20 protein-coding genes, 3 tRNA genes, 1 other RNA gene and 1 pseudogene are annotated in these 21,100 nt (G+C 63.6%); 15 read left to right on the top strand and 10 right to left on the bottom strand.

The features are described from left to right. Window positions 1-9: 9 nt before the first annotated feature. The 6 genes from JHX87_RS00225 to JHX87_RS18505 all read left to right on the top strand — a co-directional run bounded on the left by JHX87_RS00225 (window position 10) and on the right by JHX87_RS18505 (window position 6,448). Window positions 10-1,587 (top strand): AMP-binding protein, encoded by a 1,578-nt coding sequence (locus JHX87_RS00225; protein ID WP_271884311.1) that lies wholly within the window; start codon window positions 10-12, stop codon window positions 1,585-1,587. After that, window positions 1,577-2,605: a phosphotransferase family protein gene (locus JHX87_RS00230; protein WP_271884312.1), complete on the top strand. Its 1,029-nt coding sequence runs from the start codon at window positions 1,577-1,579 to the stop codon at window positions 2,603-2,605. Before JHX87_RS00225 ends, JHX87_RS00230 begins: the two co-directional genes overlap by 11 nt. After that, the gene (locus tag JHX87_RS00235) at window positions 2,602-3,156 is read left to right on the top strand and encodes a TRAP transporter small permease subunit (RefSeq protein ID WP_271884313.1); all 555 of its coding nucleotides are present in this window, start codon (window positions 2,602-2,604) and stop codon (window positions 3,154-3,156) included. The genes JHX87_RS00230 and JHX87_RS00235 overlap by 4 nt, the downstream gene beginning before the upstream one ends. Continuing rightward, window positions 3,146-4,441, top strand: a complete 1,296-nt coding sequence (locus tag JHX87_RS00240) for a TRAP transporter large permease (RefSeq protein ID WP_271884314.1) — start codon at window positions 3,146-3,148, stop codon at window positions 4,439-4,441. Before JHX87_RS00235 ends, JHX87_RS00240 begins: the two co-directional genes overlap by 11 nt. A 40-nt stretch (window positions 4,442-4,481) precedes the next feature. After that, a complete protein-coding gene (locus tag JHX87_RS00245; protein WP_271884315.1) occupies window positions 4,482-5,534 on the top strand; it encodes a TRAP transporter substrate-binding protein in 1,053 nt (350 codons plus the stop codon). A gap of 692 nt (window positions 5,535-6,226) precedes the next feature. Continuing rightward, on the top strand, window positions 6,227-6,448 hold the full coding sequence (locus tag JHX87_RS18505) for a tyrosine-type recombinase/integrase (protein WP_419182191.1): 222 nt from the start codon (window positions 6,227-6,229) through the stop codon (window positions 6,446-6,448). Here the strand turns inward: JHX87_RS18505 and JHX87_RS00250 are convergent. Together JHX87_RS00250 and JHX87_RS00255 are read right to left on the bottom strand one after the other, a co-directional pair. After that, window positions 6,436-6,510 (bottom strand) — tRNA-Glu (locus tag JHX87_RS00250). The two genes, JHX87_RS18505 and JHX87_RS00250, sit on opposite strands and share 13 nt — an antisense overlap. Before the next feature lie 259 nt (window positions 6,511-6,769). Further along, a complete protein-coding gene (locus JHX87_RS00255) occupies window positions 6,770-7,717 on the bottom strand; it encodes an AEC family transporter (protein WP_271884316.1) in 948 nt (315 codons plus the stop codon). Window positions 7,718-7,796: 79 nt separating this feature from the next. Here JHX87_RS00255 and gatC point away from each other — a divergent pair, with 79 nt between their 5' ends. The 8 genes from gatC (at window position 7,797) to JHX87_RS00295 (ending at window position 13,661) form a co-directional block, all read left to right on the top strand. Beyond that, the gene (gene gatC / locus JHX87_RS00260; RefSeq protein WP_271884317.1) at window positions 7,797-8,084 is read left to right on the top strand and encodes an Asp-tRNA(Asn)/Glu-tRNA(Gln) amidotransferase subunit GatC; all 288 of its coding nucleotides are present in this window, start codon (window positions 7,797-7,799) and stop codon (window positions 8,082-8,084) included. Then, window positions 8,081-9,565: an Asp-tRNA(Asn)/Glu-tRNA(Gln) amidotransferase subunit GatA gene (gatA, locus tag JHX87_RS00265; RefSeq protein ID WP_271884318.1), complete on the top strand. Its 1,485-nt coding sequence runs from the start codon at window positions 8,081-8,083 to the stop codon at window positions 9,563-9,565. The genes gatC and gatA overlap by 4 nt, the downstream gene beginning before the upstream one ends. Window positions 9,566-9,598: 33 nt before the next feature. After that, on the top strand, window positions 9,599-10,216 hold the full coding sequence (locus tag JHX87_RS00270; protein ID WP_271884319.1) for a hypothetical protein: 618 nt from the start codon (window positions 9,599-9,601) through the stop codon (window positions 10,214-10,216). After that, entirely contained in the window at window positions 10,213-10,857 is a 645-nt protein-coding gene (locus JHX87_RS00275; protein WP_271884320.1) for an N-acetylmuramoyl-L-alanine amidase, read from the top strand. Before JHX87_RS00270 ends, JHX87_RS00275 begins: the two co-directional genes overlap by 4 nt. Window positions 10,858-10,955: 98 nt before the next feature. Next, window positions 10,956-11,333, top strand: an RNA gene (rnpB, locus tag JHX87_RS00280) — RNase P RNA component class A. Window positions 11,334-11,519: 186 nt separating this feature from the next. Continuing rightward, window positions 11,520-11,687, top strand: a complete 168-nt coding sequence (gene rpmG / locus JHX87_RS00285; RefSeq protein ID WP_022707377.1) for a 50S ribosomal protein L33 — start codon at window positions 11,520-11,522, stop codon at window positions 11,685-11,687. 187 nt (window positions 11,688-11,874) lie between these two features. Next, a complete protein-coding gene (locus tag JHX87_RS00290; RefSeq protein ID WP_271884321.1) occupies window positions 11,875-13,164 on the top strand; it encodes a PQQ-dependent sugar dehydrogenase in 1,290 nt (429 codons plus the stop codon). A 113-nt stretch (window positions 13,165-13,277) separates the two neighbouring features. Then, entirely contained in the window at window positions 13,278-13,661 is a 384-nt protein-coding gene (locus JHX87_RS00295; RefSeq protein ID WP_271884322.1) for a PEGA domain-containing protein, read from the top strand. Between the two features lie 94 nt (window positions 13,662-13,755). Here JHX87_RS00295 and JHX87_RS00300 read toward each other — a convergent pair. From JHX87_RS00300 to tig, 3 genes are all read right to left on the bottom strand, one after another. Then, window positions 13,756-13,829: transfer RNA gene (locus JHX87_RS00300), tRNA-Gly, on the bottom strand. Window positions 13,830-13,872: 43 nt separating this feature from the next. Beyond that, on the bottom strand, window positions 13,873-14,295 hold the full coding sequence (locus tag JHX87_RS00305) for a DUF1489 family protein (protein WP_271884323.1): 423 nt from the start codon (window positions 14,293-14,295) through the stop codon (window positions 13,873-13,875). 105 nt (window positions 14,296-14,400) lie between these two features. Beyond that, on the bottom strand, window positions 14,401-15,735 hold the full coding sequence (gene tig / locus JHX87_RS00310; RefSeq protein ID WP_271884324.1) for a trigger factor: 1,335 nt from the start codon (window positions 15,733-15,735) through the stop codon (window positions 14,401-14,403). Between the two features lie 184 nt (window positions 15,736-15,919). On the opposite strand from tig, the gene JHX87_RS00315 reads away from it, so the two are divergent. Continuing rightward, window positions 15,920-16,396, top strand: coding sequence for a RodZ family helix-turn-helix domain-containing protein (locus JHX87_RS00315; RefSeq protein WP_271884325.1), 477 nt, complete (start codon window positions 15,920-15,922; stop codon window positions 16,394-16,396). A 7-nt stretch (window positions 16,397-16,403) separates the two neighbouring features. On the opposite strand, the gene JHX87_RS00320 is transcribed toward JHX87_RS00315, so the two are convergent. The 5 genes and pseudogenes from JHX87_RS00320 to fdhE form a co-directional block, all read right to left on the bottom strand. Continuing rightward, the gene (locus JHX87_RS00320) at window positions 16,404-16,790 is read right to left on the bottom strand and encodes a hypothetical protein (protein ID WP_271884326.1); all 387 of its coding nucleotides are present in this window, start codon (window positions 16,788-16,790) and stop codon (window positions 16,404-16,406) included. A gap of 16 nt (window positions 16,791-16,806) precedes the next feature. Continuing rightward, window positions 16,807-16,902 (bottom strand) — tRNA-Sec (locus tag JHX87_RS00325). Between the two features lie 96 nt (window positions 16,903-16,998). Then, window positions 16,999-18,807, bottom strand: a pseudogene (gene selB, locus JHX87_RS00330) (selenocysteine-specific translation elongation factor); the annotation flags it as partial. Then, a complete protein-coding gene (gene selA, locus JHX87_RS00335) occupies window positions 18,804-20,177 on the bottom strand; it encodes an L-seryl-tRNA(Sec) selenium transferase (RefSeq protein WP_271884327.1) in 1,374 nt (457 codons plus the stop codon). The gene selA and the pseudogene selB, both read right to left, overlap by 4 nt. Then, complete coding sequence (gene fdhE, locus JHX87_RS00340; protein ID WP_271884328.1) at window positions 20,177-21,094, bottom strand: formate dehydrogenase accessory protein FdhE; 918 nt, start codon at window positions 21,092-21,094, stop codon at window positions 20,177-20,179. Before fdhE ends, selA begins: the two co-directional genes overlap by 1 nt. Window positions 21,095-21,100: the final 6 nt, after the last annotated feature.

The following is a 21,100-nucleotide window of genomic DNA, read 5'->3' on the forward strand; positions in this document are numbered from 1 at the left end:
GAGGCTCCGATGTTCGAACAGCCATATCTGGCGCCCTGCGCCACGAATTACGAAGCATTGTCGCCGCTGAATTTCCTGCGGCGCGCGGAACAGGCCTATGCCGACCAAACCGCCGTCATCTGGCGTGATCGGGACCTCAGCTATGCCGAATTTGGCGCGCTGGTACGCCGCATGGCCCATTGGTTGCGGGCAAGGGGCGTCGGCCCGGGCGATGTCGTCTCGCTGATCCTGCCCAACCGGCCCGAATTGCTGGCAGCGCATTATGCGGTGCCGGGCATTGGCGCGGTTTTGAACACGGTGAACACGCGGTTGGAGGCCGAGGAGATCAGCTATATCCTCGACCACGCGCAAAGCCGGTTGCTGATCGGTGATGCCGATACGCTGGCCGCTTTGGGCGACGCCCCCGTTCCGGTCTTTCAACTCTGCGGCAATCCCGGCGCGGGCGACGGGCTGGACTTTCTCGCGGCCGATTTGCCCGGGGCCACGCTTGCCGCCGGACCAGCGGCGGAAACAGATGCCATCGCGCTGAACTATACTTCAGGCACGACGGGAAGGCCGAAGGGCGTCGTCTACACCCATCGGGGCGCTTATCTGAATGCCCTGGGCAATGTCGCCGCATTGGCCTTCGATCATCAGACCCGATATCTGTGGACCTTGCCGATGTTTCACTGCAACGGCTGGACACATACATGGGCGATCACGGCAGCGGGCGGCACCCATGTCTGTCTGGACCGGATAGACGCGGCGCAGATGATCGGTCTGATCGCTGACCAGCGGATCAGCCATATGTGTTGCGCGCCCGTGGTGCTTTACATGCTGATGGAGCAGATGTCTGAACCATCGCCGCAGCCGGTCAGAGTCGGCACGGGCGGCGCGGCCCCCACGCCCGCCCTGATCGCGCGAATGGAAGAGCTGGGGTTTCAGATCGTCCATCTTTACGGGCTGACCGAAAGCTATGGTCCGGTAACGCTGAACGCACCAGTCTTTCAGCCAGACGCCAGCCTGCAACAGCGCGCCACCCGATTGGCGCGGCAGGGCCTGCGCCATGTCACGACAGGCGCCGTCCTCGTGGTTGACGATGCGGATCACAGCGTTCCCGCCGATGGCAAAACAGTGGGTGAGATCGCGCTCTGCGGCAACACCCTGATGGCCGGCAATTATCGTGACCCTGACGCAACAGAAGCAGCCCTTGGCACCGGCCTGTTCCGCACCGGCGATCTGGCGGTGCTGTATCCTGATGGCGAGATCCAGATCCAGGACCGCGCCAAGGACATCATCATTTCGGGCGGAGAGAATTTTTCCAGTCTTGAGGTCGAGGCCGTGCTGCATCAGCACCCCGATATCCTGATCGCCGCCGTCGTCGCCGCGCCGCATCCGAAATGGGGCGAAACCGCCTGGGCCTTCATCGAGATGCGATCGGGATCGTCGCCCGACCTTCAGGCGCTGGAGCAGTTCTGCCGCCAGAATCTTGCAGGCTTCAAACGCCCGAAGAAATTCATTCCGGGACCGCTGCCCAAGACCGCGACCGGCAAGGTTCAGAAATTCGCATTGCGCCAAAAGGCGAAGGAGATGACCGATGAGCAGTGATCTTGATCTTGCCGCGCTTGAGGCATGGCTGACCGAAAAACTGCCGGGCAAGTCCGGGCTGGAGGTCTCGCAGATCTCGGGCGGGCAGTCGAACCCGACCTATCGGGTGGGTGTCGGTGGCGACCGCTTTGTCCTGCGCATCAAGCCGCCCGGTCCACTGCTGCCCGGCGCCCATGCGATCGAGCGCGAATATCGCGTCATGAAGGCACTTGACCCGACCGACGTGCGGGTGCCTGTCGTCCGATGGCTGGAAGAAGATGAAACCATCCTCGGCCGACCCTTCTATCTGATGGACTGGCTGGATGGCCGCGTCTTTTCCGACTGTTCGCTGCAGGGCGTCAGTCCAGGTGACCGGCGCGAGATGTATCTGGACACGGCCCGCACACTGGCGCGGTTGCATGCGGTCCGGCCCGACCAAATCGGCCTGTCCGATTACGGCAAGCCCGGCAATTATTTCGACCGCCAAATCGCACGCTGGTCGCGGCAGTGTCGGGAATCCACCGGGCCGCGTATTCCGGCACTGGACCAGCTGACCGATTGGATCGTTGCCAACGCGCCCGCCGATGACGGCGCGGTGGCGATCAGCCATGGCGATTTCCGTATCGGCAACATGATGTTCCACCCGACCGAGCCGCGCGTCATCGCCGTGCTGGACTGGGAATTGTCGACCCTTGGCCACCCGATGGCCGATCTGGGTTTCTGTACCATGCCATGGGACAGCGCGCCCGATGAATATGGCGGCATTCTGGGCACCGATTGGGCCGCAGCCGGTATCCCGGCGCTGGAAGAGTTCGTCGCCGAATATCAGGCAAACGCCATCACTGACATTCCGCTGACCAGCTTCCACCGCGCCTTCGCCATGTTCCGCTTCGCCGCTATCTTCGTCGGCATCGCCGATCGCGTGCGCAGCGGCAATGCCGCATCCGAACAGGCCGCAGACCTCGCCCCACTGGCAGAACGCTTCGCCATCCGGGCCCTGAACATCGTCCAACGCGACGAAAATGGGGGCGCAGAATGATCCGCCGTCTGACCCGCGCCATCGACAGGATGAACACCGCCATCGGCCAGGTCGTCAGCTTCCTGATCTGGGCCGGGATCGCGGTGCTGTGCTACGAGGTCGTCGCGCGCTATGTCTTCGGTCAGCCGACGGTCTGGGCGCATGGCTATACGCAGCGGATTTTCGGATCCTATTTCATCCTGATCGGTGCCTATACCCTGATCCAGCGCGATCACGTCCGGGTCGACATTCTGCTGACGCCCGAATCCTCGCGTCGCAACGCTTTTCTGGACCTGCTGAATTACGCCTTCCTGATCCTCTGGGGGACGGTTCTGACCATCGAAGGCTGGCGCTTCTTTATGGACGCCTGGCGATGGGCCGAGGTCGATGACAGCGCCCTGCGCCACGCCATGTGGCCGCCCAAGCTGGCGCTGTTCCTTGGCAGCCTGCTGATCACCCTTCAGGGCATCAGCGAGGCAATCAAGGCAGTGCTCTACCTGATCTCGCCAAGCGATGCCGAGGCCGCCAAGGCAGAAGATGCCGAACAGGAGATGCTTCCCCATGACGCCTGAAATCCTGACCTACGGCATGTTTGGCACGTTGCTGATCGCCGTCATATGCGGTGTCTCGCTTTCGTTTGCCATGGGTGGCACCGCAGTTATCTTTGGTTATCTGATTTTTGGCCCGAACGGCATGTATTCCATCGTTTCGGCGGCCTTTGGCGGCATGTGGTCGATTTTGCTATCGGCGATCCCGCTGTTCACCTTTATCGGCGTGGCGCTGGCCAAATCCAGGATCGCCAGCGATCTTTATCATGCCTTCTACCTCTGGTCGGGGCGGATGCCCGGTGGATTGCTGCTGGGCACCTCGGGTTTCGCGGCCACGCTGTCGGCGATGACGGGCAGTTGCGCGGCCTCGACCATCACCACCGGCATGGTTGGCATTCCGGCTATGGATCAGCGCGGCTATGACCGCAAATTCGTGTTGGGCACGATCGGGGCATCAGGCACGCTGGGCATCCTGATCCCGCCCTCGATCACGCTGATCCTGATCGGAATGCAGACCGGCCAATCCATCGGGCGGCTGTTTCTGGGCGGCATGATTGCCGGGCTGATAGTTCTGGCGGTGTTCATGGGCTATGTGGCGGTCCGCAGTTGGCTGCGCCCGGAACTGGCGCCAACCATCGGCGAGACGCCGCCGCTTCGCGAAAGGCTGGCCTCGCTGAAATCGGTGATCCTGCCCGTGCTGATCATCCTGTCGGTGCTTGTCTCGATCTTTCAGGGTATTGCGACGCCGACCGAGGCCGCCGCCATCGGCGCCGCCGCCGTCACCCTGTCAGTCGCGCTGCGGGGCGAGTTGAACTGGCGCTATATCAAAGAAGTCAGCTATACGACCGCATCGGTCACCGGCATGGTGATCTGGATCGTCTTTGGCGCCACCGCCTTTACCTCGATATATGGCAGCGGTGGCGGCACGGCCTTCATGCAGCAGATGCTGACCGGCCTCAGTTCGTCGCCCTTGATCACCATTCTGCTGATCCAACTGATCACGCTGATCCTTGGGATGTTCCTTGATCCGGTGGGGATTATTCTGTTGGTGCTGCCGATCTTCTTTCCGATCGTCGTACAACTTGGCTTTGATCCAATCTGGTTCTGCATCCTGTTCCAGTTGAACCTGTGCATTGGCTACGTGTCGCCGCCCTTCGGCTATAACCTGTTCTACCTGAAGACCCTCAGCCCCAGGACCCCTATCACGCAGATCTATGCGGCCGTGCTGCCGTTCCTGCTGCTAATGCTGGGCGTCGGTGCGCTGATCTTCGCCTTCCCGCAACTGATCACGGCAGCGACCAGTGCCTGAACGCGCCCCTGAACCAACAGAGAGTGAGAGGAGACCCATGATGAACACGAAACCAACGACGCCATCGCGCCGCCATTTCCTGACCGGCACGACCGCCGCCTTGGCCACCGCTGCGCTGGCCGCGCCGCCCGCCATCGCGCAGGGCACCACCACCTGGCGGATGCAGACCCACTGGCCGACCGGGAACTGGTACTACGAGGATGTCTTCGTCAAATTTTGCAACCGCGTGACCGAGGCCACGGGCGGCGAGTTGACGATCACCCCGGTCCAGAATGACGGACTTGTACGCACAGGCGAGGTGCTGGACGCCGTCCGCCGGGGCCTGTTGGAAAGCGCCTTCATCTATCCCGCCTACTGGATCGGACGCATCCCCGCTGCAGCGCATCTGAACGGCTTTATCGGCATGTGGGACAAGCACGAGGAAATGGCCGCCTTCATGTATGAAATGGGCGCTCTGGACATTATCCGCGAGGCCTATGCCGCGCAGGGCGTCTATCAGGCCGGGCCGGTGTCTTATGCAGGGCTGGCGCTGTATTCCAACCGCCCGCTGCGCACAACCGCCGATTTCGCCGGCTGGAAGGTGCGCTCGACCGGGCCGGCGGCGGATGTCTTCGTCAAGATGGGTGCGACGCCGGTGTCGATCCCGGGGGCGGAACTGTATCAGGGCCTGCAGACCGGCGTGGTCGACGGCGCGCATTGGGGCTCGACTTCGACTGGCTGGGGGATGAACCTGCAAGAGGTGAACAAATACATCGTTCGCCCCGATCTGGTCGGCCATCTGAACGGCGAGGTGATCGTCGGGCTGGATACCTGGAGCAAGAGCAGCCCCGAGATTCAAGCGATCTTCAACGAGATCGTGCGCGCCACATCCGCCGATGCCAGCGCGCATTTCCTGTATCGCGACATGACCTATGCGCAGCAATTCGTCGATGAAATGGGCGGCGAACTGACCCAGCTTGACGAAGAGGCGCTGGAAAATCTGCGCCGGTACTCGCTGGAAGTCGTGGACGAGTATTCCGCCAAGGACCCGGAATATTGCGGCAAGCTTGGGCCTATGCTGCATGAATTGCAGAAATTGCGAGGTCTGGTGTAGGGTCTGTACCGTCGAAAACTACGTGCCGGACCATCTCGGTCCGGTATTTCAGAGGTTCGGCTTGGCGCTGCCATACGACAAGCAATCCGGACTGCTGCGCTATTCAGCAGAAATCTGCGCCGTTTTGTGGGCCTCCAACTCAGCCATGAGCGCCCTGATCCGGCGCTTTCGGTCTTTGGCCTCGACGATCAGCGTAGTGAAGGTATCGCGTTTCATCTCCAGAAGTGACAGAGTATCTGTGCATGAAACAATGTGATCGCCGCCGCGGATTTCAATATCGGTGACTTCGCGCAGGGTGGAGCCGAGCCCCTGTGCCTGTTCGATAAAACGCAGCAGTGCGACCAGATCCTCGGGATAGTCACGATATCCGTCTGCCCCGCGATCGGCAGCCGGGATACGACTTGCCGCTCATACAACCGGATGCGCGAGGTGGTCACGTCGGCGGCTTTCGCAAATTCTTCGACTTTCAGTGATCGGCCCCTCGACCTTAAACTTAGGTTCAAGCCCTATATAGAGTGCGAACAAAAAATTAGGGATCGCAGATATGTTAGACTAAACCACTTGATCGCTGCTGTTCCAGACCCTGACGCTGCCGAATGGCCAGCCGCCTCGACCGGCAGACACCGACGCCCAAGACATTCCTTCAAACCGAAGCAGGGCGTCCGAGATTGGCTGCTGGACTAGGGAACTCGATGCGCGACTGGTGCAACGGTGCGGGCCTGCCCCAATGTACAAGCCACGGTTTGCGCAAAGCGTGTGCAAGAAGGCTGGCAGAAGCTGGCGCTATACCGCACGAGATTATGGCAGTAGCTGGACATGAAACGCTGGCAGAAGTCGAGCGGTACACCAATAAAAAGCGCAACGCGCTGGGCCTACCGACAAAGCGATGCAGCGGATTTTGTGGCAGCCCGTAGGGGAATCGAACCCCTCTTTCCAGGTTGAAAACCTGGCGTCCTAACCGATAGACGAACGGGCCACCTTTTCAGCGCTTCCAGTCTTGCTGGCGGCGTGGAGCGGTGTTTAGGCGAGGGCGCAGATGGGCGCAAGAGGAAATTTTGCCAGTTCTGAAATTAAATTTGTGTCCCTCAAGCCAAGTAACAAACCGGGGGATCGGCTGATTTTCGGACGGTCTGTCGCATAGGCATGGCGGGGCGATAGCCCTCGCCATGCCTGTGAAGGATAAAGACCGCGAAGGCCCGAAGGCACCGCAAAATATGCGGCGCTTTCACGTCTTCTCAGCCAGCGATCGCTCCGCCGACCAGAAGCCATATCGATAAGGTCATCGCAGAGAGGACCGTCTGCCACGTAAATATATCGGCAAAGAAATCCGCGTCTCCGCCCATCTGCCGCGCCAGAATATAGCCCACCGAGGCTCCGGGGGCGGCAGTGGCCAGAAGGCCCGAGGCGATCTGGTTCTGGGGCAGGGCGATCAACAGGGCGATGAGCAGGAAGATGGCCGGGCACAGCAGCAGCCGCAATCCCACGCCTGTCCACATGGCCAGATCGCTTTGCCACAGGCGGCGCAGCTCGATCCCCGCACCGACCGTCAGCAGGCCCACGGCCAGCGCGCCCTGTCCCAGCCAGTCCAGCGGCGTCAGCAGCCAGGCGGGTAGCCGGATTCCAGTCATATTCAGGACCAGCCCCGCCACGCAGCCCAGAACCAGCGGGTTGCGCAGGATTTCCGTGGCAATGCGCCGCGTCGCCTGTCTGCGCGTTGTGGCCGGGCGGCTGGGGTCCTCTGGCGGCAGCAGCGTCAGGGCGATGATGGCCGAGATATTGAAGGCCGGTATCAGGAAGGCCATGGCCACCGCCAGATCGGACAGGGCCACGGGCCCAAGGCCCTGGGCGGCCACTGCCAGAATAAGCAGGGAATTGAACCGCAGCGCGCCCTGAAACAAGGAACTGGTACGCGGATTGTTCAGCCGCAGCGGGCGACGCAGCGCCAGCGCCAGCAGCCCGACCATCGCGAAAGCCGCAGCCATGGCGCCCAGATAGGGGGCAAGCCTGCCGGGCGTCAGCTCGGACCGGTAGATCGAGGTCAGCAGGATCGCGGGAAACATCACCCGAAAGCCAAGCTGCTCGATCCCGGGCCAGCTTTGCGGCGCGATGATGCGGGTGCGCCGCAGGATATGGCCAAGCGCGACAAGGGCGATAACCGGCAGGATCGAGAAAACGGCAGTCATGCTGTGACCTTTGACAATGCGCAGTTCTTGCAGGGGCGCCCGTTGGGTTGTAGACCCGCGCGCAACGAAAGGAAATGTCATGTCGATCACCGAGGACGAGGCCCGCAAGGTCGCCCATCTGGCACGAATCGCCGTCGATGACTCTCAGTTGCCCGCTCTTGCGCGCGAACTGAGCGGCATCCTGAAATTCATGGAACAGCTGAACGAGGTCGATGTCGATGGCGTCGAGCCGATGACCGGCGTGACGCCGATGCGGCTGAAACGTCGCGAGGATGTCGTGACGGCGGGCGGCATGCAGGACAAGATTCTGGCCAATGCGCCCGACGCGCGGGAAGGCTTCTTTGCTGTGCCAAAGGTGGTGGAATGAGCGATCTGAACAAACTGGGCATCAGTGAGGCGCGCGACGCGCTTGCCAGGGGCGACGTGACATCGGTCGAACTGACGGACGCCTGCCTCACGGCCATCGAGGCCTCGGGCGCGCTGAATGCCTTTGTCCATCAAACGCCGGACATGGCGCGTGACATGGCCCGCGCCGCCGATCAGCGGATCAAGGCGGGCAAGGCCGCGCCGATGACCGGGATCCCGGTCGGCATCAAGGACGTCTTCTGCGTCAAGGGCGTGCCCACGCAGGCGGCCAGCCGGATACTGGAAGGCTTCCGTCCTGAATATGAATCGACCGTGACGCAGAACCTATGGGATGCGGGCGCGGTGATGCTGGGCAAGCTGAACCAGGACGAATTCGCCATGGGTTCGGCCAATGAAAACAGCGTCTATGGCGCCGCGGTCAACCCGTGGAAGGCCGGGGACGGTCAGGCCCGCACCGCTGGCGGCTCATCTGGCGGCTCGGCGGCGGCCGTGGCGGCGGATCTGTGCCTTGCCGCGACCGGCACCGATACCGGCGGGTCGATCCGCCAGCCGGCTGCCTTTACCGGCACGGTCGGGCTGAAGCCCACTTATGGCCGGGTCAGCCGCTGGGGCGTGATCGCCTATGCCTCGTCGCTGGATCAGGCCGGGCCAATGACCAAATCGGTGCGCGATGCGGCGATCATGCTGGGCGCCATGGCCTCGGTCGATGACAAGGATTCGACCAGCGCGGACATGCCCGTTCCGGATTTCGAGGCGGCGCTGACCGGCGATATCCGTGGCAAGAAGATCGGTATCCCGCGCGAATACCGCATTGACGGGCTGCGCGACGATATCGACGCCGTCTGGAAACAGGGGCAGGAAATGCTGCGCGATGCCGGGGCCGAGATCGTCGATATCTCACTGCCGCATACGAAATACGCATTGCCCGCCTATTATGTGATCGCGCCCGCGGAAGCCTCGTCCAATCTGGCCCGCTACGACGGCGTCCGCTATGGCCGCCGCGCGAAGCTGGGGCAGGGCGACGGCGTGGTCGAGATGTATGAAAAGACCCGCGCCGAGGGCTTTGGCCCCGAGGTGCAGCGCCGCGTGATGATCGGCACCTATGTGCTGTCGGCGGGCTTCTATGACGCCTATTACAACCGCGCGCGCAAGGTTCGCAGCCTGATCAAGCAGGATTTCGAAAACGCCTATGCCCAGGGCGTGGATGCGATTCTGGCCCCCGCGACCCCTTCGGCGGCCTTCCCGCTTGGGGAAATGGATAATGCCGATCCGGTTCAGGTCTATCTGAACGACGTTTTCACCGTCACGCTGAATCTGGCCGGTTTGCCGGGGATTTCGGTGCCGGTCGGACTCGATTCACGCGGTTTGCCGCTTGGGCTGCAGCTTCTGGGACGCCCCTTCGAAGAAGCGGATTTACTTAATCAGGCGTTGGTGCTTGAAAAGGCTGCGGGTTTTGTGGCCAAGCCTGACCGCTGGTGGTAGGCTTGCCACGATTGTTGATGTGATGGAGGCAAGATGCGCGGCTGGTTGGTGATCTCGGTTCTGGCGCTGGCCAGCTGTGGTGAGAATCAGGGGTGGAACCCGAATTATCAATTTGGCGCCGATGCCTATGGCAAATATCGCGCCGATCGGGAAAGGGCGCTGGTGACGAATACGGAATCGCCCGACACCATTCCGGTGGCGCTGCCCGCCGAATCCTTCACCCCCGCACAGATCGCAGGCCGCGATCCGGTGCCGGTGCCGAAAACCATGGGCGCAGGCCGCGCCCGCGCTGCGACAGCAGCGACGGCCACCACGGCGGCAGCCGCGGCCGATCCCGATGCGCCGACCCAGATCGTGCCGGATTCGATGCTGCCCACCACCGCATCCGGACCTTATCCCGGCTCGACCCCGGTTCTGGTCCGCTACGCCTTTGCCCAGCCCCATGATCCGGGCACCCGCGTCTTCGCCCGCAGCGGCGGCAGCACGGCAACGGCGGCCCGCGCCTGCGCCAGCTACAAGGAAGCGAATGCCGCCCAGACCGCCTTCCTCGCGGCAGGTGGACCGGATCGCGATCCGCGCGGCATGGATCCCGATGGCGATGGCTTTGTCTGCGGCTGGAACCCGGTGCCCTTCCGCCAGCCCCAGCTTTGACGGAACACCCGCCAAGCCCCAATTTCGGTGACCGTCGCGGTCAGCGCCCCGAACTCATCGTGCTGCATTACACGGGCATGGCCGATTGCACCGCGGCCCGCGCGCGGCTCTGCGATCCCGCCGCCGAAGTCAGCGCCCATTGGCTGATCGACGAAGGCGGACAGGTCGAGGCTCTGGTGCCCGAAGATAAACGCGCCTGGCATGCGGGCGCAGGCAGCTGGCAGGGGCGCGACGACGTGAATTCCCGCAGCATCGGGATCGAGCTCGCCAATCCCGGCGACCGCCCCTTTCCTGCCGCCCAGATGGATGCGCTGGTGGATCTCCTGCGCCAGATCATGCAACGCTGGCAGATCGGCCCGGCGGGCGTGATCGGCCATTCCGACATGGCCCCGGGACGCAAGATCGACCCCGGCCCGCGCTTCGACTGGCAGCGCCTCGCCCGCGAAGGGCTGGCGATCTGGCCCGGCGCAACCCATGACCGCCCCCTGGCCGAAAGCCTCACCACCATCGGCTATCCCGAGATCGCCCCCGATCACCGCCTCGCCGCCTTCCGCCTGCGCTTTCGCCCCTGGGCCACCGGCCCTGAAACCGAACAGGACCGCCGCATCGCCGCCGCCGCCGCCGATCTCTCCCGCCCCTGATTTCTTCTTTGCCCAAATATCCCGGGGGAGCCGCCGTCAGGCGGCGGGGGCAGCGCCCCATTGACCTTGTCCGTCTTCCCCGCCATATCACGTCCCGCGCGGAGGGCCGGGTGACCGCGTGGCAGAATGCCGCGAGGAAAGTCCGGACTCCATGAGGCGACGGTGCCGGGTAACGCCCGGCGGGGGCAACCCCAGGGAAAGCGCCACAGAGAACAGACCGCCCGCAATCTGCGGGTAAGGGTGAAACGGTGGGGTAAGAGCCCACCGGGGGGCTGGCAACAGCCCCCGCATGGCAAGCCCCACCGGGAGCAATGCCGAATAGGGACCGCGCGCGGGCAATCCCCGCAGGGCCGCCTTGCCCCAGCAGGTCCGGGTAGGCAGCTAGATCCGGCTGGTAACAGCCGGGCCAGAGGAATGGTCATCCCGTTCGGGTCCGCCCCGACAGACAGAATCCGGCTTACAGGCCCTCCGCGCAATACCAGTTTCCCCTCTTCGGCCAGCCGGCCCGATCTGACCCTGCGGAAAATGCATATCCGGGTTGAAACTGTGGAAAACTTGATGGAATCCGGTTGACATGCGGAGGATCGCGGCTAAAACGCAGGCTCCAACGAATTCCACGGGGTTTGCGCTGCGCGACTTTCCCCGCAGCAGGAGCGATAACCATGGCGAAGCCGACGACCATCAAGATCCGGCTGAACTCGACAGCCGGGACCGGTCATTTCTACGTGACCAAGAAGAATGCCCGTACCATGACTGAAAAAATGACCGTTCGCAAATACGATCCGGTCGTGCGTCAGCATGTTGAATATAAGGAAGGCAAGATCAAGTAATCTTGCCTCCACACGCCCGACCTGAAGGCCGGACGTGACAGACAGGGCGCCCTTCACGGTGCCGTCGCAACGGGGTGATGCTGCCGCATCGCCCTTTTTGCGTTTGCACCCCTGCGGTCCCGAATCCGCCTTTCCGTCACCGGTCTGATCTGCTTATCTTTTCCGAAAGATCAGCACGGAGGCATCGATGGAGATTCTGGCCAAACTGACCGAGATCGTCGGCGGGATCATGGTGCGTCAGCGCCGCGCCCAGTCCCCGTCGCAGCAAGCGATCGGTCAGGATCCGGCGATCCCCGACGCCAGGGCACAGGGCATCATGACGCTGAAGATGCCGGCGGCGGTTGGCTGGGCCGATGGCCATCTGCCCACGGCCGCACCGGGGTTGAAGGTCAATGCCTTCGCCACAGGTCTGGACCACCCGCGCTGGATCGAGGTTCTGCCCAATGGCGATGTGCTGGTGGCTGAATCCAAGGAACAGGCAGGCCCGCCCAAGACCCTGTTCGACCATGCCGCACAATCGGTCATGCGCCGCGTCAAGGCCATCGGCGACAGCGCCAATCGTATCACCCTGTGGCGCGATGCAGATGGCGATGGCCAGGCCGAATCGCGCCATGTCTTCCTGTCCGATCAGCGTCAGCCCTTCGGCATGGCGCTTGTCGGTGACACGTTCTATGTCGGCAACACGGACGGCATCGTCGCCTTCCCCTATACCGTAAATGCAACGCAGCTTCAGGGGCAGGGCCGCAGGCTGGTCGAATTCAAGCCGCATGGCCACTGGACCCGCAGCCTGATCGTCTCGCCCGACCGCAGCCGGATCTATGCCGGGGTCGGATCGCTGACCAATATCGGCGATCAGGGCATGGAGGTGGAAGAGGGCCGGGCCGCGATCTGGGAACTGGACCTTACAAACGGCGACGCCCGCGTCTTTGCATCTGGCCTGCGTAACTCGGTCGGCATGGCCTGGGAGCCGAGCACAGAGACGCTGTGGACCGTGGTGAATGAGCGTGACGGGTTGGGCGATGAAACCCCGCCCGACTACCTGACCTCGGTGCAAGAGGGCGGCTTTTACGGCTGGCCCTATTGCTATTGGGGCAAGACGGTGGATGACCGCGTGCCACAGGACCCGGAACTGGTCGCGCGGGCGATTACCCCCGATTACGCGCTTGGCGGCCATACGGCATCCCTGGGCCTGTGCTGGATGCCCGAGGGCACGCTGCCGGGCTTTCCCGATGGTATGGTGATCGGGCAGCACGGATCCTGGAACCGCTCGATCCTCAGCGGATACAAGCTGATCTTCGTGCCCTTCGAACAGGGCCGCCCCTCGGGCCCGCCCCGCGATATCCTGACCGGCTTTCTCAGCGATGATGAGAAAAAAGCCTATGGCCGCCCCGTGGGCGTCGCCATCGGGCCGGATGGCAAATCCTTGCTGATGGCGGATGATGTGGGGGATGTGATCTGGCGCGTCAGCGCGGCATGATCGCGCTGTTATTCCTGTAAGTAGATGATTTTATAATAAAATCATCTACTTTATTCCGTTTGAATATGGACTGACCTGACATAGCTTCGCCTCGGATAATATAAGAGGTGATTATGCTGATCCGTATTTTTGCGATTTCCACGATGTTTCTGATCTCGGCCTGTGCCACGATTGCGCGGGGCACGAATGATGTGCTTGTGGTCAATTCGACCCCGACCGGCGCGCAGGTGAAGATGAGCAACGGGGAAAGTTGCGGCAACACGCCCTGCACCTTCAAGGTGCCGCGCAAGTCCGAACTGAACGTGCTGATTACGAAACAGGGCTGTCAGCCGCAGCAGGTCCGCGTGACCAACAAGATCGCAGGCAGCGGTGGTGCGGCGATGGCGGGCAATGTCCTTGTCGGCGGCATTATCGGCGCAGGCGTGGATGCGGGCACCGGCGCGACGCTGGATCTGGTGCCGAATCCGGTCGAGGTGACGCTGGACTGCAAGGGCTAGGCCTGGACGGACCGCGATGAAAGGGCGGGGCGGACCTGCCTTTTCAGCCCTCCGGCGACAGAGGCTGGTAACCGGAAATGTCAAATCGGGGGATTGGAGCGGGTGAAGGGAATCGAACCCTCGTCGTAAGCTTGGGAAGCTTCTGCTCTACCATTGAGCTACACCCGCGATGTTGACCGGGTATCTTATGCCCGATCCGTCGTCAAGATCTTCACATCAACCCCATATCGGCCAGCGCGGCGGCCATGGCCGGGGGCAGGGGATCTTCGGCCTCGCGGCCCCTGGGCAGGTCGGGCGGCGCGTCCTTGGCAGCCAGATAACGCCAGCCCTGAAAGGGGCGGCGGGGCACGGCGCTGACGCGGATGATCTCGCGATCCAGAACCAGCGCGCAGCGGCGGATCCCGTCGCTGCCGATACGCTCATCCAGGCGCAGCAGGCGTTGACGCGCCAGCATCACCCCTTTGAACACCCAATAAAGCGAACCGCCCTGTAACAGCTCCTCCTCGCGCTTGGGCCACATCCGGGTCACATGCGCCGCAGGCCCGTCGCCATGGCGCATCTGCTGCCACTGGGCCAGATCCTCGATGCCCTCGGCACCGACACAAAGCTTCATCAGGTTCAGGCTTGCGGTCATGGGCTCAAGATAGGGGCTTCAACAGGTCTCTGCCAGTCACAAGCGGCTGAAAATGAAAAAGGCCGCACCAGATGGCGCGGCCTGATATCAGTCGTCCGGGCGAAATCAGATCTCGTCCAGCGCTTCGATGGCTTTTTCCAGCTCTTCCTTGGTGACTTTCTTGTCTTCGACCTTGGCCTGCTCGGCGATGTGATCGACGACCTTGTCTTCAAAGATCGGTGCGCGCAGCTGCTGCTGAACCTGCGGGTTCTGCTGCACGAATTCAAAGAAAGCACGCTCCTGGCCCGGATACTGACGGGCTGCCTGCATGACGGCCTGGGTCATTTCCTGATCGGTAACGGTAACCTCGGCCTTCTGGCCGATTTCAGCCAGCAGCAGACCCAGACGCACGCGACGCTCGGCCAGTTTCTTGTGCTCGTCCGTGGCTTCGATCGCGCCGTGGTTATGGCCCTGCTCTTCGGGGTGCTCTTCGTGCCACAGCTGATGGGCGATCTGCTCGGCCTCGGCCTCGACCAGCGATTCAGGCAGCTCGAACTTCACCTGATCGTCCAGCTGATCCAGCAGGGCGCGCTTCATGATCGCGCGGGCCGCACCGGCATATTCCTGTTCAAGACGACCGGCGATCTGCTTTTTCAGCGCGTCCAGATCGTCGGCACCGAATTTCTTGGCCAGCTCGTCATCGACCTCTGCATCCTTGGGTGCCTTGACGGCCTTGACGGTGACTTCGAAAGTCGCGTCCTTGCCGGCCAGATGCGCGGCGCCATATTCCTCGGGGAATTTGACCTCGACCTTGACCTCTTCTTCGGCCTTGGCGCCGACCAGCTGGTCCTCGAAACCGGGGATGAAGCTGTTCGAGCCCAGAACCAGCGGATAATCCTGCGCTTCGCCGCCTTCGAAGGCTTCACCATCGACAAAGCCCTTGAAGTCGATCACGACCTGATCGCCGTCCTTGGCCTTGCTGCCCTTGCGGCGGTCTTCGAAATTCTGGGCCGATTTCGCCAGATTTTCCAGCGCCTCATTCACGGCCTCGTCCTCGGCCGGGACGGTCAGACGCTCCAGCTTCAGCTTGCCCATGTCGATCTCGGGGATCGCGGGCAGGTTTTCGTAAGAGATGTTGACGATGACGTCGTCGCCCTCTTTCCAGCCTTCGCCGTTTTCCATCTCGACCTTCGGCTGAGCAGCCGGGCGGTCGCCGGATTCGTCCAGATGCTTGCGCAGCGCGCCGTCGATGGCTTCCTGCATCGCATCGCCCATGACGCGCGGGCCGAACTGCTTTTTCAGCATGGCCATCGGCACTTTGCCCTTGCGGAAGCCCTTCATCTCGATCTCGGGCTGCGCCTCTTTCAGCTTGGCATCGACCGTCTCGGCCAGCTCGGTGGCGGGCAGGGTGAATTTGTAGCCCCGCTTCAGGCCTTCGTTCTGGGTTTCCGTAACCTGCATTCTCGTCCTCGTCAGCTGGTATGCATGAAGGGCCACCCTCAAGGGCGGCCGCAAAATTCCTGCCCTTCTAGTCCTCGTGGCGATACACTGCAAGCAGATAGCGGCCCGGCGGGCTGCGGGAACCGGCGGCGGGAGCCGGGCGTTCTGCTGTCACCTTCCCTTCGCACAGACAGAAGAGCGTTCCATGACTTTCCGCAAGCCTATGATCGGATCATCCAGTGCCGCCGCCATTGCCGCCGCCTTTACCCTTGTGCTGATGTCGGGTCCGGCCGTGGCGCAAAGCGATGATGCCCCGACACGCCAGCCCGACGCCCAGACGACGATGCCAGCGGCCGAGCAGCCCATGGATCAGGCCGCGACGGATGCGTCGCCCCCGGCGACGCGCGATGCGCCCGGCGAAATGAACGCGAAGTCAAAGGGCTCGAATGATTGCGCCAATCCTGCGGGGCAGGCCGAACCGGCCACCGAAGCCAAGCCAGAGGCCGATGGCACAGCGCCCGCCAATGCCGGGAATACCGGCTTTACCGGTGGGCTTGGCGGTTCGCAGATGGGGACGAACCCGCAGGGCGCGATCGAGGAATCGACGACCTGGCATTCGCCCACAGCCCGCGGGCTTGATCTGAAAGGTCGTCCCGAACCGGTTCCGGCTTCGGATTGCTGAGCGTAGATCAGCTGAACAGAGGCGGCTGCGGTTCGGCATCGTCCAGCCGCAGCATCAGCCCGTCGCGATTATAGAACTCGCCATCGCGAATCAGCGTGCGGTCGCCGTTCATCGCGCGCATCAGCGCGTCCAGCCTGTCCTTGGCGACATCATGGGCGACCAGCCCCTCGCGCCCGGCGCGGAACATGGCGACAGCGTCCCATGCCTCGCCCGAACTGTCGAAATGCCGGACCATCTCATTCCAGGTCAGATCGTCCCCGATCACGTGCAGATAGGCCGAGCGCAGCAGATCGACGCGCCCCTCGCCAAGGCCGATCAGCACCATCAGCAAGGTAAAGCCCTGCGTTTCGGCCCAGGTCGCGCGCAGCCAGTCATCGAAATCGGTGTCACTCATCACGGGCCTCGGAAATTGGCGGAAGGGAATGGGAGTCGAACCCACCCGGGACAGGCTCGCTGCCCCAACCAGATTTGAAGTCTGGCCGCCCCACCGGGGACGATTCCCTTCCGGATGCGCCGAACAGGTCGACGCGATGTGGATTGATGCGACGCAAATCGCCCCGGCGCAAGGTCACACCAAGCCGGTCGAAGAAATCGAGGATCTCGATGGCGACCTTGCGGCCGTTCTGGACCCGGTCGCGGAACAGGGGCGCGGTGAACCAGCCATCCTCGCTGGCCCCGGCCACGTCGCAGATGATCTGCACCATCTCGGCCGTCACATTGCGGGCAAAGAAATGGTCATGCGCGATCTGATCGGTCCGGCCCAGCTTTTGCGTCAGCTTCAGAACCCGCCGAACCTCTTTCTCATCCACGCCAAGCTCGCCTGCGAAATCGCGGACCCGGGGCGGGCGGAAACGGGCCTCGCCCTGCAATTGCGGCGCGATCTGCTGCCACAGCGCGTCATCCTCGGGCGACAGGCGCACCTCGTGGCCGGGCAGGCGCAGAAAGGCGCCGTCCAGCACCAGATGTCCGGCCTCGGCCTGCTGCTGCAGGAAGATCAGAAAGACCTCTTTCGGCAGGCGGGGCTGCAGCGTCAGGCGCAGCTTTTCGCGGCCAAGCCCCGACAGGTCGGGATTATCTGCGTGAAACCGTTCCAGCGTGTCATGGCATTGTTGCTGCAGATCCAGCGCGGTCTGTCGCGACAGGGCCAGATCGCCGATGGTGACGGCTTTGGCCATCTGGACGGCGGTGGCGGCCATTTGCGCATCCAGACTGCGATCGCGGGCAAAGACCGGCAGGTTGACCGGCGCAACGGCCAGCATCGCGCGCAGGGCATGCGCTGGATCAGGCGTGTCGGCCGCGGCGATCAGGGCCAGTCGCTCGGGCGTGCGACGTTTGCGGGCGGGGGCGCGCAGGTCCAGAAAGCGGCCGCCACCGATGGTCCGGCTGGCCGAGACATCGCGCAGGATGAAGCGGTCCCCGATGGCCGCGGCAATCGGGCGATCCAGAACAATCTGGACCGGGCCGGAACCGCCGGGCGCAATCGGATCGGACAGCGGCACGATCCGGGCGCCGGCCTCGACCGCATGGCTGTGCAGGCGGGCGGGGAACCATGTGCCGATGGGCTTCGGCTCGCCCGGCAGAACGTGCAGGATCGCGTCGATCCGATCTGTCGGCGCGTGCAATTCGGGCGACAGGATCATGTCGCCGCGATGGATCGCCTCTTTCGTGATGGCATCGCCCGCCAGATTGAGCGCGCAGCGCTGCCCGGCAAATCCCTGCCCGGCGCTGCGGTTCTGCGCATGGATGGCGCGCACCCGTGCCGACAGGCCCGAGGGGCTGACCGTCACCCGGTCCCCGATGGCGACGGCGCCGGTCAGGACGGTGCCGGTGACGACGGTTCCGGCGCCTGACAGGGTAAAGCAGCGATCCACGGCCATGCGCAACGGCCCGGCGGCGCGGCGCAGGGCGGTCTGCGCCTCTGCCGCGATCAGGGCGTCGCGCAACTGCGCGATCCCTTCGCCGGTCACGGCCGAGACGGGGATGACCGGCGCGCCCGCGATCGCCGAGCCGGCCAGAAGCGCTTCGACCTGGCCGACCACCTCTTGCCGCTGCGCGCTGTCGGCCAGATCGCATTTGGTCAGCGCCACGATCCCGCGATCCAGCCCCAGCAGGTCAAGGATCGCGACATGTTCGCGGGTCTGCGGCATGACCCCGTCATCGGCGGCCACCACCAGCAATGCCAGATCGATGCCGCCCGCACCGGCCAGCATGGTGTGGATCAGCCGCTCATGCCCCGGCACATCGACGAATCCGGTGATCGCCCCGCCGCCCAGATCGGCATAGGCGAAGCCCAGATCGATGGTGATGCCGCGGGCCTTTTCCTCGGCCAGCCGGTCGGCATCCTGTCCGGTCAGCGCCTTGACCAATGCGGTCTTGCCGTGGTCGATATGCCCCGCCGTGCCGATGATCATAGCGCGCGCAGGGCCTTTATCAGGTCGTCATCGGATTGCAGGCAGCGCAGGTCCAGGATCAGCGCGCCGTCATGGATATGGCCGATCACTGGCAGCGGCAGGGCACGCAGCCGCGCCGCCAGCCTGTCGGGCGCGTCGCCGCCCGGTCCGGTCAGGCGCAGTCCGGCCGAAGGCAGGGTATCGGTCGGCAGCGCGCCCGAGCCGATCTGGCTGGCACAGTCGCAGGCGCTGACCTGAAACCCATCGGGCAGCAGATCCTGGACCAGCGGCACCAGACGCGCGGCCATCGCTGCGATCTGATCGCGCGGGCGCGAAAGATCACGCAGTGTCGGCAGGCTCTGCGCCAGCCGGTCCGGATCGCGGTAAAGCCGCAGGGTTGCCTCAAGCGCGGCGATCCGGATCTTGTCCAGCCGCAGGGCGCGTTTCAGCGGGTTCTTGTTGATCGCGGCAATCAGATCGCGCCGCCCGACGATAAAGCCCGCCTGCGGTCCCCCCAACAGCTTGTCACCCGAGAAGGTGATCAGATCGGCGCCCTCGGCCACGGCTTCGGCGACGGTGGGTTCGCGCCGCAGCCCGTAATCGCCCAGATCGATCAGCGAGCCCGCGCCCAGATCGTTCAGCAACGGCACCCCCGCCGCAGACGCGATTGCGGCCAGTTCAGGGGCCGCAACCTCGGCCGTAAAGCCCTCGATCCGGTAATTCGAGGTATGGACCTTCATCAGCAAGCCGGTTTCGGCGGTGATGGCGGTTTCATAGTCACGCGGATGGGTGCGGTTGGTGGTGCCGACCTCGACCAGCTTTGCCCCGGCCCGTGCCATGATATCGGGCATGCGAAAGGCGCCGCCGATCTCGATCAACTCCCCGCGTGAGACGATGGCCTCGCGGCCCATGGCCAGCGTGTTCAACGCGATCAGCACGGCGGCGGCGTTGTTATTGACGATGGTGGCGTCCTCGGCCCCGGTCAATTCGCAGAGCAGGCCGCGCAGGTGATCGTCACGCTGGCCGCGCCCGCCGGTTTCAAGGTCGAATTCCAGCGCCAGCGGGGATGCCATCGCGGCGCTCGCGGCAGAAATGGCCTGATCGGATAGGATAGCACGACCCAGATTGGTATGCAGCACCGTGCCCGTCAGGTTCAGGATCGGGCGCAATTGCGACCGGCTGTCCAGGTCCAGACGTTCTGCCACGCGGATGGGCAGGGCGTCGGCCAGGGCCTGCGCCTGCGCGCCGTCACGGATCGCCGCGCGCGCCGCATCCAGTTCCGCACGCAGCGCGCCGGTCACCATCTGGCGACCATGCATCTCGATCAGCGCCTGTCCGGGATCCGATTTCAGGAACTGATCGACTGCGGGAAGCCGTCGAAATCCCTGCATCAATAGCCCGCGATAAAGGGATCGAACCCGCCACGGCGATAATCGCTGTCCTTCATCAGCAGATCCAGCCCAAGGCTGCCGACATTATCGGCGATCGGGTCCAGGCTGTGGTTCTTGACCTGATACAGGATCTTGACCCAGCTGTTGCATTCGCTGCACAGCTCGGCCTTGACAGTCGCCTCATCGGTTTCGACCGAGCGATAGCTGATCCCCTTGGTCGATCCGCAGCACAGGCATTTCACCCGCACCTCATTCCATTGCGTCGCGCAGCAGCCGCAGGTCGCATAACGGGCGTTATCGACACCCGCAGCCCCCGCGATGACCGAGGATGTCGCGGGTTTGCCGCCGCAGGCCGGGCAGACGCCGGTCTTGATGCGCACCAGCTGTCCCGCATCCAGCAAGGCGGCGATCCGCGCCAGATGCACCTGCACCGCCGCCGCCACGAACAGATGCGGCGCGATGCTGTCTTCGGGAATGCGATCCGACAGGATATTGTCCAGCAGCCAGTGGCGATCCGCGATCCCCGCCGATTTCAGCGCCTGCAGCGCAAGGCGGGCAGGTTCGGGCATCTTCAGTGCCTCGGCCGCGTCGATGAATTGCGACAGGGTGTTGTACAGCGCCTCATCCGTGGCCAAGGCAGCGCGGTCGATGGGCGGCATGCGGCTGGCGCGCGCCAGTTCAATCCGCTGAGGCGACAGCGGGGCAGGGGCGGGCAACTGATCGGCAAGACGGGCCTGCAACTGGCTCAGATCCGCCAGAAAGCGCAGATAGGGCGACAGGTTGCCATCCTGCGCCGCCAGAAAGGCAAAGCGCTTGGCGCGCCTGGTGAAAAGTTCGGCGGGTTTGGGTGAAAAAGTCAGCGGCGCCTCTGGGACGCCGCCGATAACACCGGGATCGGGTTGAACTGTGGTGTTCATGTTGTC

The sequence above is a fragment of the Paracoccus fistulariae genome (genome assembly GCF_028553785.1).
In the GTDB taxonomy this organism is placed as follows: domain Bacteria; phylum Pseudomonadota; class Alphaproteobacteria; order Rhodobacterales; family Rhodobacteraceae; genus Paracoccus; species Paracoccus fistulariae.

Excerpts from the sequence above, each read along its gene's own strand:
- JHX87_RS00225 (WP_271884311.1), top strand. The coding sequence starts at position 10 with ATGTTCGAACAGCCATATCTGGCGCCCTGCGCCACGAATTACGAAGCA.
- JHX87_RS00230 (WP_271884312.1), top strand. The coding sequence starts at position 1,577 with ATGAGCAGTGATCTTGATCTTGCCGCGCTTGAGGCATGGCTGACCGAA.
- JHX87_RS00235 (WP_271884313.1), top strand. The coding sequence starts at position 2,602 with ATGATCCGCCGTCTGACCCGCGCCATCGACAGGATGAACACCGCCATC.
- JHX87_RS00240 (WP_271884314.1), top strand. The coding sequence starts at position 3,146 with ATGACGCCTGAAATCCTGACCTACGGCATGTTTGGCACGTTGCTGATC.
- JHX87_RS00245 (WP_271884315.1), top strand. The coding sequence starts at position 4,482 with ATGAACACGAAACCAACGACGCCATCGCGCCGCCATTTCCTGACCGGC.
- JHX87_RS18505 (WP_419182191.1), top strand. The coding sequence starts at position 6,227 with ATGCGCGACTGGTGCAACGGTGCGGGCCTGCCCCAATGTACAAGCCAC.
- JHX87_RS00255 (WP_271884316.1), bottom strand. The coding sequence starts at position 7,717 with ATGACTGCCGTTTTCTCGATCCTGCCGGTTATCGCCCTTGTCGCGCTT.
- gatC (WP_271884317.1), top strand. The coding sequence starts at position 7,797 with ATGTCGATCACCGAGGACGAGGCCCGCAAGGTCGCCCATCTGGCACGA.
- gatA (WP_271884318.1), top strand. The coding sequence starts at position 8,081 with ATGAGCGATCTGAACAAACTGGGCATCAGTGAGGCGCGCGACGCGCTT.
- JHX87_RS00270 (WP_271884319.1), top strand. The coding sequence starts at position 9,599 with ATGCGCGGCTGGTTGGTGATCTCGGTTCTGGCGCTGGCCAGCTGTGGT.
- rpmG (WP_022707377.1), top strand. The coding sequence starts at position 11,520 with ATGGCGAAGCCGACGACCATCAAGATCCGGCTGAACTCGACAGCCGGG.
- JHX87_RS00290 (WP_271884321.1), top strand. The coding sequence starts at position 11,875 with ATGGAGATTCTGGCCAAACTGACCGAGATCGTCGGCGGGATCATGGTG.
- JHX87_RS00295 (WP_271884322.1), top strand. The coding sequence starts at position 13,278 with ATGCTGATCCGTATTTTTGCGATTTCCACGATGTTTCTGATCTCGGCC.
- JHX87_RS00305 (WP_271884323.1), bottom strand. The coding sequence starts at position 14,295 with ATGACCGCAAGCCTGAACCTGATGAAGCTTTGTGTCGGTGCCGAGGGC.
- tig (WP_271884324.1), bottom strand. The coding sequence starts at position 15,735 with ATGCAGGTTACGGAAACCCAGAACGAAGGCCTGAAGCGGGGCTACAAA.
- JHX87_RS00315 (WP_271884325.1), top strand. The coding sequence starts at position 15,920 with ATGACTTTCCGCAAGCCTATGATCGGATCATCCAGTGCCGCCGCCATT.
- JHX87_RS00320 (WP_271884326.1), bottom strand. The coding sequence starts at position 16,790 with ATGAGTGACACCGATTTCGATGACTGGCTGCGCGCGACCTGGGCCGAA.
- selA (WP_271884327.1), bottom strand. The coding sequence starts at position 20,177 with ATGCAGGGATTTCGACGGCTTCCCGCAGTCGATCAGTTCCTGAAATCG.
- fdhE (WP_271884328.1), bottom strand. The coding sequence starts at position 21,094 with ATGAACACCACAGTTCAACCCGATCCCGGTGTTATCGGCGGCGTCCCA.